Origin of the sequence: Paenibacillus sp. FSL W7-1332, assembly GCF_037969785.1 — a bacterium.
GTDB lineage: Bacteria > Bacillota > Bacilli > Paenibacillales > Paenibacillaceae > Paenibacillus_AQ.
The window spans coordinates 570,319-584,273 of sequence record NZ_CP150209.1 but is presented as its reverse complement, the minus strand read 5'-3'; the positions used below and the strand labels follow the sequence as shown (position 1 = coordinate 584,273).

Here is a 13,955-nt window from a genome sequence, read left to right as displayed (position 1 = left end):
ACGGCCACTGAAAACTTGCCATTTTTCGGAGGCCCTGAGCCAACGCGGGGTTTTTGTTATTTGGAGGAGTTTAATGCTTAACAGGATTTCGTTTTGTTTACGCGTATGAAGCTTGTATGACTAAGGATTCTAAGGTTCGAACCAGTTGAAGTCCTGTGTCTTGGGTAATCCGGCTCAACTTGAGGTACTCTTGCTTAGAAGGTAATCCGGCTCAACTTGAGGTACTCTTGCTTAGAAGGTAATCCGCCTCACCAGCTCAAGATATTCAGTACCAGAACGTCGGGCCTGGTAGCAGGGTATTAGGTGGCGATACTATCCATAAACGGACACAGGATACGTTATTTAGGGAAAAATCCACCATTTTCGAACTCGAACGGACCCTGGTTCCGTTATTTGCTCCAAAAAACGATGAAAACGCCGGAAACGAGCCCAATAACGTACCTAGTGTCCGCTATGTTTGAAAATATGGCGTTATCTCATAAAATAGCGGAACTGGTGTCCGATAAGTCGGGTGCAACAAGTAGTAGATGATTCAAGAACAGTAAGTCCAGCGCGAAATCCTCCTCACCTGTGCAAGATAGTCAGCACCAGAACGTCGGGCCTGGTAGCAGGTTAATAGGTCGATACTATACATAAACGGACACAGGATACGTTATTCAGGAAAAAATCCACCATCTTTGAAATCGAACGGACCCTAGTTCCGTTATTTGCTCCAAAAAGCGATGAAAACGCCGAATACGAGCCCAATAACGTACCTAGTGTCCGCTAAGTTTGAAAATATGGCGTTATCTCATAATATAGCGGAACTGGTGTCCGATAAGTCGGGTGCAACAAGTAGTAGATGACTTCAAGAACAGTAAGTTTGCCACGGAATCCGTCTCACCTGCGCAAGACAGTCAGTACCAGAACGTTGGGCCAGGTAGCAGGGTATTAGGTGGCGATACTATACATAAACGGACACAGAATACGTTATTTAGGAAAAAATCCACCATTTTTGAGCTCGAACGGACCCTAGTTCCGTTATTTACTCCAAAAAACGATGCAAACGCCGAATATGAGCCCAATAACGTACCTAGTGTCCGCTAAGTTTGAAAATATGGCGTTATCTCATAAAATAGCGGAACTGGAGTCCGATAAGTCGGGAGCAACAAGTAGTAGATGATTCAAGAACAGTAAGTTTGCCACGGAATCGGCCTCACCTGCGCAAGACAGTCAGCACCAGAACGTCGGGCCTGGTAGCAGGGTATTAGGTGGCGATACTATCCATAAACGGACACAGGATACGTTATTTAGGGAAAAATCCACCATTTTCGAACTCGAACGGACCCTAGTTCCGTTATTTACTCCAAAAAACGATAAAACGCCGAATACGAGCCCAATAACGTACCTAGTGTCCGCTAAGTTTGAAAATATGGCGTTATCTCATGAAATAGCGGAACTGGTGTCCGATAAGTCGGGTGCAACAAGTAGTAGATGACTTCAAGAACAGTAAGTGCGGCGCGGAATCCCTACTCTTGGCGCAGCAAGTGCAATCGGAACCGGAGTCTTCTACTTCAGGCGCAGCTAGTGAAACAGCAACGGAATCCCTACTCTTGGCGCAGCTACTGCAACGGCAACGGAATCCCTACTCTTGGTACAGCAAGTGCACACACCACTGGAGTCCCTTACCTCAGCCGCACCAACAGCAAGCAGCAACCGAATCCTACACCAGGAGCAACAGGAGCAGCCAGCGCTGCTACTCCCCTCGATAGCATCACCCAGCCCCGCCACTCCCCTCGATAGCGTCCGGGGCCCCGCAAATCCCTTCTACCGAGCCCCCCTCCGCTCACTTCTCCTCCATCAGCTGCCGCAGCTTTGCTTCCGTGGTCGTATCCGGAGCTGGCGTATAAATGCTGCACCGCAGATCATCATTTCCGTATACTTTGAGCGACGTGAGCTCATATACCATTTTTCCGGCCTTGGCATGCCGGAATTCCAGATGTACTTCCGGGGCATAGCTGACCTGGCTCTGCTCCCACATCCGATTGAACTCCGGATGCCCCTGCTTCATCTCTTCCAGAAAACGGTCATACCACTCATCCTCGACATATTGACCGTAATAGGACCGGAACATCGACAGGAAGCCGCTGGCGAACTGCTCCCAGTTCACCGCCAGCCGCTGAAACTCCCTGCGGGTGAAAAGCAGCCGGATCATATTCCGCTCCTCGGGCGGGATGCGGTCAAAATCAAGGAACACATACGCAGCCGCACGGTTCCATCCCACGATGTTGCACATCCGATCCGATATCATGACGGGGCAATATTTCAGCTCGGTGATGATTTTTTGCAGAGACGGGCTGATCTGCACCGCTTCTTGTTTGACCGTATAAGGCTCCGCCCCGCTCTCCAGCGCCAGCGAATACAGATATCTTCGCTCATCCGCGTTCAGCTGTAGCGCATTGGCGACGCAGTCCAGCACGGACGACGACACCTGGATGTCGCGTCCCTGCTCGAGCCAGGTGTACCAAGTGGTGCTGACACCTGCCAGCTGGGCCACCTCTTCTCTGCGCAAGCCCGGTGTCCTTCTTCGTGACCCGGGCGGCAATCCGACGGACTCGGGCGAGATTTTGGCACGCTGTCCTTTCAGGAAAGCCGACAAAGCTTGGAGTCTAACCTGGGAATTCATCTTATAAGCCTCCTTCATCCAACTAAGGATAGCAGTATTTATACTAGGATAAACGGTATCTTGTAATAGGATACTACACGTGACATTATAACCTTAAGATTGACAAGTTATAAAGTCTTAAAGGAGGCTGTTGAACCATGGAAAGAGTCGTTATCACCGGTATGGGCGTCATATCGCCGTTGGGCCATGATGTTGAGACGTTCTGGTCCCGGCTTGTACGAGGAGAGTCCGGTATTACACATATAGAAACTTTGGACACATCAAGACAGAAGGTACAAATAGCAGGTGCCGTAAAGGAATTCGACGCAAACGCGCTGTTCGGCGCCAAGGAAGCCCGGCGTATGGACCGCTTCTGCCAGTTTGCGCTGGCTGCGGCGGATCAAGCCATAAGCCAGTCGGGACTCGATCTTGATCAGATCGATCATGAGCGGATGGGGGTATATGTCGGCTCCGGCATCGGCGGCATCCAGACCCTGATGAATCAGAGCGGCACGCTGTCATCGCGGGGTCCCGAACGGGTCAGTCCTACCCTGGTACCCATGATGATTCCCAATATGGCGGCAGCGCTCATCAGCATTAAATACAAGGCGCTGGGCTCCACGCAGGCCCCGGTTACGGCATGTTCGATCGGCAATACGGCGATCGGCGAGGCTTTCTTTAACATCCAGGCTGGCCGATCCGACATCATCATCGCGGGAGGCTCCGAAGCGGCGTTGACCGATATTTCACTGGCCAGCTTCGCGAACGCAACCGCCCTTTCATCCCGCAACGATGAACCGGGCCGGGCCAGCCGGCCGTTTGATACGGACCGGGACGGATTTGTCATGGCAGAAGGTGCCGGCATCCTCGTCCTGGAATCGCTCTCCCATGCCTTACGCAGAGGCGCCGTCATTCTGGGCGAGGTCATCGGTTACGGTGCCAGCTCGGATGCCTATCATATGGTCGCCACGCCGGAAGACGGCAACGGTGCGGCACGGGCGATGAAGCTGGCCCTGACCGAGGCGAATCTCGCCCCATCTGATGTGGATGTCATCAGCGCCCATGCCACAAGCACGGTCATCGGTGACCGTTCGGAGACAGCGGCCATTAAGCAGGTGTTTGGCAAGGAGGCGTATCGCATTCCGGTAACGGCGAACAAGTCGATGACCGGACATATGCTGGGCGCATCCGGCGGCGTAGAGGCCATCGCACTCGTGAAATCCTTACAGGAAGGCGTCATACCGCCGACGATCAATCTGGAACATGCCGATCCGGCATGCGATTTGGATTACGTACCGAATCAGGCGAGAAAGGCCGAGCTTCGGATTGGCATGTCGAATTCCTTCGGCTTCGGCGGACATAATTCGGCGATTGTTATCCAGAAATATGAGCACGAATAACCCATGCGTCCCGGACCCCAGTGAAAACTGGGGTCTCAGATTGTCGAGAAACCCTGCACTTTTTTCAAAGTACAGGGTTTCTCCCTTTTTAAGTGGTCAATTCAAGAGGGGAAATGGGGGATTACCCCCTGTTTTCCAGGCGATCCAAGTGGATCGCCATCTTCTTCATATTCTGCACGGTTGCTGTCATCAGAGCTTGTTCCCTGACGTTTTGCAACCCGCGCAACCGGCAATAGCGAAACCCATGGAGCTCTTTGGCATCCGCGAAGCTTCGCTCAATCGTTTCTTTTCGTTTTCGGTATAAATACTTGCCGGATCGACTGAGCCGGTTGTTTCGCACCCATTCCTTGCTGTCTTCCCAGACATGGCGCGTGACGACCTTGCGGTGATTCCGTGAACGGGTACATTGCTCCAGCATCGGGCAAGTCTTGCAGTGTTTCGGATCGGAGGCATATTGCCGGTATCCTTCTCGATTCGTGGTGCGATACAACAATTCATGCTGGAGCGGACAAATATAACGGTTACGCTCGGCATCATAGGTAAACTTCCACTTCGGAAATAAGCCTTGGGTCGGATGAAATCTCCGGTGAGCAATCACTCCAAAGATCCCCCGTTCCTGCAATCCTTTGCAGATGGGGGTTGTTAAATAGCCTGAATCCAGGGCAACGGCTTCAACTTCAAAACCAAATCGCTCTCGTTGGCGATCCAAACGCGACAAATACGGTACAGAATCATGGACGTTTCCCGGCGTGACGTGGACATCGGTAATCAGATTGTACTTCAAATCAACGGTCCGGTGATCTAAATAAAAGAATCCTTCCGGTTTCCCGTCGCGAATCATATAACCGCTATCCGGGTCGGTTTTGCTCACCTTGATTTCTTTCTTCTCGACCACATCCTCTCTGGGTTTTAAAGCTTTTTTCCATGCGCCTTCCGGTCGGCTTCTACTGCGCCATTGAGTTCGTCCATGTAATCTCGTGTGTTTTGTAGAACCTGCTGCTTGGTGTACTGGTGTTTGTTCGCATTGGCCTTCACATGCGTGGAATCCGAAACCAGGACTCGTCCGCCGACCATGCGATGCTCGATTGCCTGCAGCACAATCTCATCGAAGATATCTTGAAAGATATTAGTGTCTTTGAAACGAGTCCGTCGGTTCCAGCTAATGGTGGTATGGTCCGGAACTTTGTCTGTCAATCCCAAACCAAGAAACCAACGGTATGCCAGATTCGTCTGAATCTCGCGTTCCAGTTGACGCTCTGAACGAATGCCGTAAAAATAACCGAGGAAAATCATCTTAAATAACACGACAGGATCGATGGCTGGTCGCCCATTATCAGCACAGTAAAGCGGACGGACCTTTTCGTCGATGAAAGAGAAATCGATATACTTGTCCACTTTACGGAGCAGATGATCTTGAGGAACCAATTCTTCAATCGAAACAAACTCGTAAGCCTGCTGTTTTTCTCGGTTAGAACGCAACATATTTAACACCCTTCCGAACGGTTTATTTACTAATATTATATAATATTAACGCGGTGTCGTGTTGAACTAAATACACAAAAAAATAGCTGTCGAGACTTTCTCGACAGCCTGGGACCCCAGTGAAAACTGGGGTCTTTTTCTTGTTGCGATTCTGGAAGGCTGGGCTGAATAATGAGACAGAAACAGAAACAACGGCTTTTTTAATTTTTTTCGCAGAATCAAACTTTTTGCAAGACTCGCACGTCTTGCTTCCGTAAGTCAATTGCAATTGATGGTTACCCGCGCGGGCCCAAAGGAGTGTCATATTTACATGAGAGGCGGCCGGAAGCTTGAGAAGCTTCTTATCCAATGCATAACCGAACATCAGGACAGCGCCTACCGGCTGGCATACAGCTACGTTAGAAATAAAGAGGATGCCCTCGATATCGTTCAGGACGCGATCCACAAAGCATTTATATCCATGGAAAAGCTGAAGCAGACGGGTTCACTAAAAAGCTGGTTTTTCCGAATTATTGTAACAACCTCCCTGGATTTCATTAGAAAACAGAAAAAAGTCCGCGTTATGGACGACGAGAACCTGGAGGTTATATTACCCGGCAGCCATGACCACTATCCGAATCTGGATCTGGCCCAATCTTTGGAGGAATTACCCGACAAGTATCGGGTCGTCATCATACTCCGGTTTTTTGAAGATATGAAGATTGACGAAATTGCCGAAGTGCTCCACGAGAACGTCAGCACGGTGAAAACGAGATTATACCAAGGACTACAGAGACTGCGGGTGAATCTAAGCGAGGAAGATCAAGAGGAGGCGCAACGATAATGCATGACAAGCTGAATAGGATGAAAGAGCAGTACGAGAGCACTCCTATTCCTGACGAACTAAGCTCGATTGTCAACAAGACCATAGCAACCAGACGAAAAAAAAATAGAGCGCTGCCCTGGCTCGCTAGTAGCGCAGCTGCATGCATCCTACTGTTCGCCGGAGTGAATACCAGCCCTGCCTTGGCCCAGGCCATGTCCGATGTGCCGGTTCTGGGCCATATCATCAAGGTGATCACCATCCGTGAATATGCCGAGCAAGACGATAACACGGAAGTGCATATCGAAACACCCGGCATTGCCAACCTAGGAAATACGGAGCTTGAGCAAACCCTAAATAACAAATACCTGGAAGAAAACAAGAAACTGTATGAAAACTTCAAAGACGAAGTGGCCCTATTAAATAAAGAAGGCGGCGCGCATCTGAGTCTTACTAGCGGTTATGAAGTGATCACCGACAATGAACAGCTGCTGACGCTTTCACGTTATATTGTCGAATCTGCTGGAGGCTCTGCCGAATCCAGAAAATACGATACGATCGACAAGAAGAACCAGATGGTGATCACGCTGCCAAGTCTGTTCAAGGATGATCGTTATATCCAGGTCATCAGCGACAATATCAAGGAGCAGATGCGCCGCCAGATGCAGGCTAATCCGGACAACATCTACTGGGTGGAGCAGCCTGGCGTGGAGAACGATGCATCAGAGGATCTGTTCCAAACGATCGCCAAGGACCAAAATTTCTATATCAACCAAGACGGCAAACTGGTCATCAGCTTCAATGAATACGAAGTTGCACCCGGCTATATGGGCGTCGTGGAATTTACGGTCCCAACGGAAGTAATCGCAGACCAGCTCGTCAGCAGCGAATACATCCGATAGATCAAGGCGAATGCAGATCACAAATAATAAATATCAAAACTTAACCTGGAGGTAACATAACATGAAAAAAACAATGAAGCACACAACCCCAATCACCAAAACCCTGGCGGCTGCCGGATTAGCGGGCATCCTGATGATCTCCGCTTCGGGTCTGCCATCCGCTCATGTCCATGCCGAAACCAAAGCTGCAGCGAACACGAATCGGGTGACCGCTCCAACCGTTGCCCCGCAACTGGTAACATCCAAAACGCTGCAATCCAAGGAAAAATGGCTGGAAACCAATATTAAGATCCCTGTATTCCAAGGTTTGACTGACACCAAATATCAAGACCAGTTGAACGACATTATCGAATCCCATGCTTCCAAGGATATGGTCAAATGGGAGAAAGAAGCGGCGGAAGCTGCTGCAAATGCGCAAAAGAACGGCTATACCATGCACCCTTATCAGCTGAACATCACTTATGAGGTCACATCGGATGGTAAAGACGGCAGCTTGATCTCCCTTAAGGTCATCACCGAAGGCATCGGGATGAACAATGGCGATCCCCGCGTGGATACGTACAACTTCACGAACGAAGCCGAAGCACAGCGCGTGACGCTTGAAGACCTGTTCGGCAAAGATTACAAATCCATCGTGGATCAAGCGGTCAAAACGGCGATTGCCGCGGATCAAGACCATTATTTCTCGAACGAAGACGGGTTTCAAGGCATAGACGCGGAGCAATCCTTCTATGTCGCGGACGGAAAGGCCTATATCGTATTCCAAAAATACAGCATTGCCCCTGGAGCCACAGGTACACCGGAATTTGCCGTAAAGCTGCCGGATAAAGGATCCGACATAAAGCCTGCTGCAGCCGTATTGAAATCAGGCGCTTATTACAAAGATAACAACGGCAAACTCATGGTTCAGGTATCCGTGCTGCGCCAGCTGCAGTTCAATGTCAAGTGGAACGGCAAGAGCAAAACCACGGAAATCTCCAAGGGAGCCGTCTGGAGCGCGGTGAAGCTGAACAAGGATGCTTACACTTTCGGCAAAATGGCCCCACGTTCGCTGGGCTCGGCTCCTGTCATGAAAAAAGGCCACGTCTATGTTCCGCTTGCTTTCCTGACAGACGTTCTGAATCTGAATGCAGATCAAAGCAAGCATGGCCAGATTACGGTAACCGCAGCAAAATAACATAGAAACTACTCCATTCAAAGTCTGCGCCTCCTGCACACGATCTTTCCTAAGCAGGGACAGCATAGTCTGCGGTAAAAAGAGAAGCCCTCTCCAACACGGAGACGGCCTCTTCATATTTTCATGTTAAGTTAAGAACGTTTACCTCAAGCGAGGCCTTCAACGCCCTGTTATAGTGCAGCAATCCGTCAGCAATACCCCAACGACAATGCTTCTCCAGCCTTGCCGCCCCATTCATCATCCATCAGATACCGGGCTTGAACCCTTTCTCCCTCATGTACAAAAGTGAAGCGATAATACACTTCTTCATCCTCGCAAATCTCAAAATACAGTGCATATCGCCCTGCTTGCAGCGGAAGCTCAATAGCGGCGTCCGACATGACGGACAACAGCTCCAGCTTCCCAGGATCCAGAACATCAAACGGCACGACCATCCGCCGCTGCGCGTTCGGATCTTCGGTGAACGCCTCTTTCAAGGCCAGCTTTACCCAGGCGCCGAAAGCATCATCAGGGATAGGATCAAAGGTGAGATAACCGGGATGAATGACAACGCCCTGCTTGATATTGGTTTCTCCCCATTGGCACAAATCCTCATCAAAGTCCCGTGAGCGGACTTGGATCTGATGGTGCGAAATGGTGAGGTCCACCTCTTGAGTCATTTTCGTATGCTGCATATGTAAAACACCTCGCTTTTGGGATACCTGCATTCTGTTTAAATATCGTTCGCCAGATGCTCATACTGAACCCTCCCTGCCAAGAAAGGATTATCCTCCGAAGCCTCCACTTCGAACTGCCCATATGCCAATTGGTACAGCATGTTGAGGTCAGACCCTTCCAGCCTGTAGTACAACGGACGAAGCTCCCCTTGTTTATCGGTTGCGGCAAATCCGGCCAGCAGCGGCCAAGCATCTACTTGTTCACCATCCACATCAACGGCCAGCTGGTATTTGGTCAGGACCACCTCATTCTGAAAAAGCCCATACGTGCGCCCAATAAAGTAACCAGGTATCAATAACGTGGCTGCAGGATGATCACTCCCCAGAGGACCCGCCTGCCTTTCATGCTGTCACCTCCCCTCGCAAGTTCTTCTCTTCAGATGACCACGCACAAGCGACGCTGTTGCAAGCATCAAGAGCGCTTCCTGGCGTTCCATCAGTAGTCCACCTCTTCAATGTCGGTGCGCAGATTGCGGTTTGACGCCTGAAGCAGCTCCGTGAAGGAAGGCGCGATATAATACACAAAATCAGGATCATGCACGTACATGATGATCTGCCCGGACGTTCCCGGCTCAGCCGGATCGAAATCCAGCATTAGATACAACGACCCGCCTGCCATCGTGGCAAACGGATACCGCGCCTTGTGAAACAGGTAAGGCTTAATCTCCGGATCCAGCTGCTGTATTTCCTCCGAACTGTAATACGCATCCAGCGGTTCATCCCGTTCGCAGAAATAAGCTTTGACCTCCCTCATCTCATCCAGGCTCATCAGATAAAACGGCGTGTATTCCCCATCCCCTTCATTACCGGGGTAGAGTACGTGAAACCCATATCCGCTGCCGTTCTTCTTACTGTAAAACGAACGAAAGTCCTGTGGCAGCTCGATCCCGAACTCCGCTTCAAAAAGCTGAAATTGATCAGGAGCCGCCCCCTTCAATTGTTTATATTCATCCAGCAAATCCCGAAGATCTTCGGCGACCTTCTCCTCCAACTGCTGCTCCAGCTCGAGCATCAGTCCATCCATAACAGCATTCATAAAATAACCTCCGTATATTGCATGTCCACTCACCCCAAGCGGATTGCTACCCTTTCCTACAAAGTATATAGAACGCTGCAATGAAAACAACATGTCCTGCGGCATGCCAAAAAAAAAGGACAAAATCCCTCTTGAGATGTTGGTTTTGGTTCTTTTATGAAAACACCCCGGGGTATTTATGGCTGAAGCGCAGCGATTTCATGGGGGAATCGGCTAATTGGATACCAGGGATAGGCATTACGGGACAGAGATAGCCCATTCTCCTGCCGGAGAGTTAACACCATTTTCGCATAAGCAGCTCCATGGGACCTCGCCTCACTCGTTTTCTCCATACCCAAGAGAAGATGACAGCCATCACAAAGTAACCGCAGCCGTAAGCAACCGCAAAGCCCAGATTGCCATGGTTCAAATACCCGATCGCTTCCAGCAGCCCCAATCCAATGAAGATATGGCCGAGATAATGGGAGAGTGAGAGCTGCCCGGTCCATATAAGCCACCCTGTCAGGCGGTTATCCTCAAAACGCTCAACGATATAAAAACAGATCGTAATCATGGCAACAGCCAGACAAGCGGCAGAACATACATAGAGCAGCGTCGGCGGCATCGGCTTGGTTGTAAACAGATAACTAGCCGAGTCGGCATCAAGCCACGGGGACGTCCCGCGAATGAGGAAGCGGGAAAACAGCTCGAATATTACCGCCCCGAGCAATGAATACATCATGAGCTTCCGCCTGTGTTTGCCGCCCCACCAGCCCTTTCTTCCAAGCCACATGCCGATGAGGAAAAAGCTGCTCCATGGAAAAAGAGGATGATATCCGTTGAACATCAAATTGCGGATGAATCCTTCCACCGTCCAAAAGTCGGCATATCGATGAAAACCGGGATCCCAGCCCTTGCTGTAGTCCAGCAGGATCAGCATGGATGACGATACGATCAGAACGAGTCCGGCCAGGATCAGGAGCGTTTTGTCCGATACCGTTATGAGTACCGAGGCCAGAAGTAGAAATACCGCATAATAGTGCAATATATCGGCGCTCCATCCGGTCAGCAGCAGAAGTGTACCGGCGATGAACAAGAATACGGCTCTCCTCACCAATGTCTTTCGATTCTCTCGAATCATGTGTTGGTTTCGGGAAATACTAGCCTTCGCAGTCATTAAGGACACACCGACGCCAGCAAGTACCACGAACAATGCAGAAGCTCTTCCTTCAAACAGACCGGCGATGGTTTGCAGCCAATTGGCTCCATGATCCCCCACCTCCATGGCAAGTTTATAATTGACAATAATCATGCCGAAGATGGCCCAGGCACGAGCATAATCGAGTGCGGTTAAACGCGTTGTGTTAGAGCTCATTCCCCTCAGCTCCTGTCATCACCTGGTTGACTGCTTGCGTCCAGATCACCTCATAGTCGTATTCCAGACCGTAACTCATGAAGTTATCCATGCTGTCAATGATCATCGTCAGCATCTGTGCCTGAACTCCCATATTGCCCTCCGGCAGAGCCCCAATGGAAACTCCATGCTCCAGCAGCTCCGTAAAGCCTGAAGTGAACCCTTCCAGAATACCGATTAGTTGCCGTGCATATTTAGGATTGCGGTAACCCAAGGCCTGATACTGATTCATAATTCGAGTATAGTGTTCATCCTCCTGTTGCGTATGAACCATGTTCAACCCGTCAGAGGTAAGCCTCGCGCTGAAATTCTCCGCCGTATATTTCTCCAGTTGAAAATAAACATGAAAACCGATGCTGCGGCAAATCTCTTCAAAAAGCTTGTCAATAAGAGCTTCCTTCGAGGAAAAATGATAATAAAGCGCAGGTTTGGATACATCCAATTCCTTGGCGATCATCGCCATGCTCGTTTTCTCAAAGCCTTGTTCCGCAAACAAGCGATAGCTTGTATCTAAAATAACCTCATACGTTGATGGATTACTCATCCTGATTTAACAACCCCTCATAATTCTACTTACCGGTCGGTAAGTGAATAATAATACAGGATGAACTCTTTTGCAACACGATTCTCTCCGCAAACACAAGAATGCCGCACAGCAGATATGAACATCCACCGATGCGGCCTTCTGGTTTATATGGATATGCTAAATCATATCGACGAACTCCAGCTTTCCAAAACGTGAAGGAATATGGTAATTTACCTCACCGGTTGGGCTCCATGCCTGATACTCCCGGTTTCCTTGGGTGTCCTCATCAATGCGGTAAAAATTCACCTTCCAGCTTCGTCCCGCTTGCAGGGGATTCTTGAAGTTCGCAGCCGGAATGCGAATTTCATACATTATATTCCCCTTATCGTCATGCTCTACCGAGGTCTGTAGGCCGGCAAGATTCCACTTCACATCGCTGCTTGTGATCGACTTTTGTCCATCGCTTTGGATCAGGGCGTCAAATATAATATTGTTCGGACTCACCTCAAGCTCGATATATTCCATTCCCGTTCCTGCTTCGTCTATAAACAATTCCACGACATCCTGTTCATACAGCGGATCATCCCGATGCTGGTACTCCGATACGATATGAGAATCCTGGCAAACAAACCGTACATAAAAGTATTCGGAGTTCCAGCAGGCGCGAACCTCGGTCGCTTCCTTCGCAGCAAGCCCGGTCACGGTATCGCTCAGGGCCACCGCTTCATACCGGTCCCAATCGATGTTCTCACGAAGCTCTCCCTGCTGGATGTATAGGGCGGGCTTGCATGAGTAAATTGCCGTATAATGCATGATCATCCCTCCGAAAAAAATTCAATGGTTAGTCTATCCTCTATGATAAGACATACAGATTCGGTTAGCTATTCCATGGTAAGAATAAAGAACATATGGGAAATCCCATCTTTTGCTCTATGTCCCCATAGTGAAAATAAGCGCATGCTGTGCTACAATAATAAAATTGCAAACTCTAGGGAGGGTTATGGATTCGCCATGCTCATAATTGGTATCGCCGGCGGCACCGGGTCGGGCAAAACGACGGTTGCCCGCTCTGTCATTGACCGTCTTGGTTCAGATAAAGTCACTTTTATTTCGCAGGATAACTATTACAAGGATCATAAGGAGCTCAGTTTCGAGGAACGCGAAGCGATTAACTATGATCATCCGTTCGCCTTTGACAACGAGCTGCTCGTCGAACATCTCGGCATTTTGAAAACCGGACAACCTGCATTTGCACCGGTGTATGATTTTACCGCCCATGCCCGTTTCACGGATCAGACCATTGAACTGAAGCCGAACAACATCGTCATCATTGAAGGCCTGCACGTACTGTCCGATGAGAATCTGCGCAAGCTGCTTCACATTAAAGTGTTTGTGGATACCGATCCCGATGTACGCCTGCTTCGCCGGGTCGTGCGCGATATCGAGGACCGCGGCCGGACCATCCAGTCGATCCATAATCAGTATCTGACAACCGTCAAGCCGATGCATGAGGCGTTCATCGAACCCTCCAAGAAGTACGCCGACCTGATCATTCCCGAAGGCGGAGAGAATGAAGTCGGCATTCGCCTGCTCTCCATCTTGACCGAGAAATATTTGACCGGCGACCGCACATTGTCGGGTGAATCATAGGACAAGCCTGCGTATCAGCAGTTTGGCAGCATGGAAAAGCCCACAGGACCATTTAAGTTAAAGGTCTGTGGGCTTTTTGGTGTTATCCGTGTCAATTGCGTTAGGATTGCATAACCCGCTCGTCATGTTTGCGTTCTTCCGTTTCCACGTTTGTTGGGTTTCTGTGTTCTTGCTTTCCGGAATGTTCGTTCCATGTTCGTTCTCGGTGTTCTTGCTTTCCGAATTGT

At 49.8% G+C, this 13,955-nt stretch carries 13 protein-coding genes; 5 read left to right on the top strand and 8 right to left on the bottom strand.

Annotated features, from left to right (window positions below; translation table 11 throughout):
• Nucleotides 1-1,825 precede the first annotated feature (1,825 nt).
• Nucleotides 1,826-2,665: a helix-turn-helix transcriptional regulator gene (locus tag MKX98_RS02480; protein ID WP_194540611.1), complete on the bottom strand. Its 840-nt coding sequence runs from the start codon at nucleotides 2,663-2,665 to the stop codon at nucleotides 1,826-1,828.
• A gap of 137 nt (nucleotides 2,666-2,802) precedes the next feature.
• On the opposite strand from MKX98_RS02480, the gene fabF reads away from it, so the two are divergent.
• Nucleotides 2,803-4,044: a beta-ketoacyl-ACP synthase II gene (gene fabF / locus MKX98_RS02475; protein WP_194540610.1), complete on the top strand. Its 1,242-nt coding sequence runs from the start codon at nucleotides 2,803-2,805 to the stop codon at nucleotides 4,042-4,044.
• Between the two features lie 121 nt (nucleotides 4,045-4,165).
• Here the strand turns inward: fabF and MKX98_RS02470 are convergent.
• A protein-coding gene (locus MKX98_RS02470) for an IS1182 family transposase (RefSeq protein WP_339219424.1) occupies nucleotides 4,166-5,526 on the bottom strand; the annotation gives its coding sequence in 2 pieces (ribosomal slippage) (nucleotides 4,166-4,959 and nucleotides 4,959-5,526; 1,362 coding nt in all).
• A gap of 310 nt (nucleotides 5,527-5,836) precedes the next feature.
• Between MKX98_RS02470 and MKX98_RS02465 the strand changes: the two genes are divergently transcribed.
• The 3 genes from MKX98_RS02465 to MKX98_RS02455 all read left to right on the top strand — a co-directional run bounded on the left by MKX98_RS02465 (nucleotide 5,837) and on the right by MKX98_RS02455 (nucleotide 8,407).
• On the top strand, nucleotides 5,837-6,349 hold the full coding sequence (locus MKX98_RS02465; RefSeq protein WP_339221250.1) for an RNA polymerase sigma factor: 513 nt from the start codon (nucleotides 5,837-5,839) through the stop codon (nucleotides 6,347-6,349).
• The gene (locus MKX98_RS02460; protein WP_339221248.1) at nucleotides 6,349-7,230 is read left to right on the top strand and encodes a DUF3298 domain-containing protein; all 882 of its coding nucleotides are present in this window, start codon (nucleotides 6,349-6,351) and stop codon (nucleotides 7,228-7,230) included. Before MKX98_RS02465 ends, MKX98_RS02460 begins: the two co-directional genes overlap by 1 nt.
• A 61-nt stretch (nucleotides 7,231-7,291) precedes the next feature.
• Nucleotides 7,292-8,407, top strand: a complete 1,116-nt coding sequence (locus tag MKX98_RS02455) for a DUF3298 domain-containing protein (protein ID WP_339221246.1) — start codon at nucleotides 7,292-7,294, stop codon at nucleotides 8,405-8,407.
• 188 nt (nucleotides 8,408-8,595) lie between these two features.
• Here the strand turns inward: MKX98_RS02455 and comJ are convergent, their stop codons facing one another.
• The 6 genes from comJ to MKX98_RS02425 form a co-directional block, all read right to left on the bottom strand.
• Entirely contained in the window at nucleotides 8,596-9,081 is a 486-nt protein-coding gene (gene comJ, locus MKX98_RS02450; RefSeq protein WP_339221243.1) for a competence protein ComJ, read from the bottom strand.
• A gap of 38 nt (nucleotides 9,082-9,119) precedes the next feature.
• Nucleotides 9,120-9,419, bottom strand: coding sequence for a hypothetical protein (locus tag MKX98_RS02445; RefSeq protein ID WP_339221241.1), 300 nt, complete (start codon nucleotides 9,417-9,419; stop codon nucleotides 9,120-9,122).
• 140 nt (nucleotides 9,420-9,559) lie between these two features.
• A complete protein-coding gene (locus MKX98_RS02440; RefSeq protein WP_339221239.1) occupies nucleotides 9,560-10,159 on the bottom strand; it encodes an SMI1/KNR4 family protein in 600 nt (199 codons plus the stop codon).
• Between the two features lie 274 nt (nucleotides 10,160-10,433).
• Nucleotides 10,434-11,513 (bottom strand): heparan-alpha-glucosaminide N-acetyltransferase domain-containing protein, encoded by a 1,080-nt coding sequence (locus MKX98_RS02435; protein ID WP_339221237.1) that lies wholly within the window; start codon nucleotides 11,511-11,513, stop codon nucleotides 10,434-10,436.
• Nucleotides 11,503-12,096, bottom strand: coding sequence for a TetR/AcrR family transcriptional regulator (locus MKX98_RS02430; RefSeq protein ID WP_339221235.1), 594 nt, complete (start codon nucleotides 12,094-12,096; stop codon nucleotides 11,503-11,505). Before MKX98_RS02430 ends, MKX98_RS02435 begins: the two co-directional genes overlap by 11 nt.
• A 159-nt stretch (nucleotides 12,097-12,255) precedes the next feature.
• Nucleotides 12,256-12,891: a carbohydrate-binding family 9-like protein gene (locus MKX98_RS02425; protein ID WP_339221233.1), complete on the bottom strand. Its 636-nt coding sequence runs from the start codon at nucleotides 12,889-12,891 to the stop codon at nucleotides 12,256-12,258.
• Between the two features lie 198 nt (nucleotides 12,892-13,089).
• On the opposite strand from MKX98_RS02425, the gene udk reads away from it, so the two are divergent.
• Complete coding sequence (gene udk, locus MKX98_RS02420; RefSeq protein WP_071219124.1) at nucleotides 13,090-13,728, top strand: uridine kinase; 639 nt, start codon at nucleotides 13,090-13,092, stop codon at nucleotides 13,726-13,728.
• Nucleotides 13,729-13,955 lie beyond the last annotated feature (227 nt).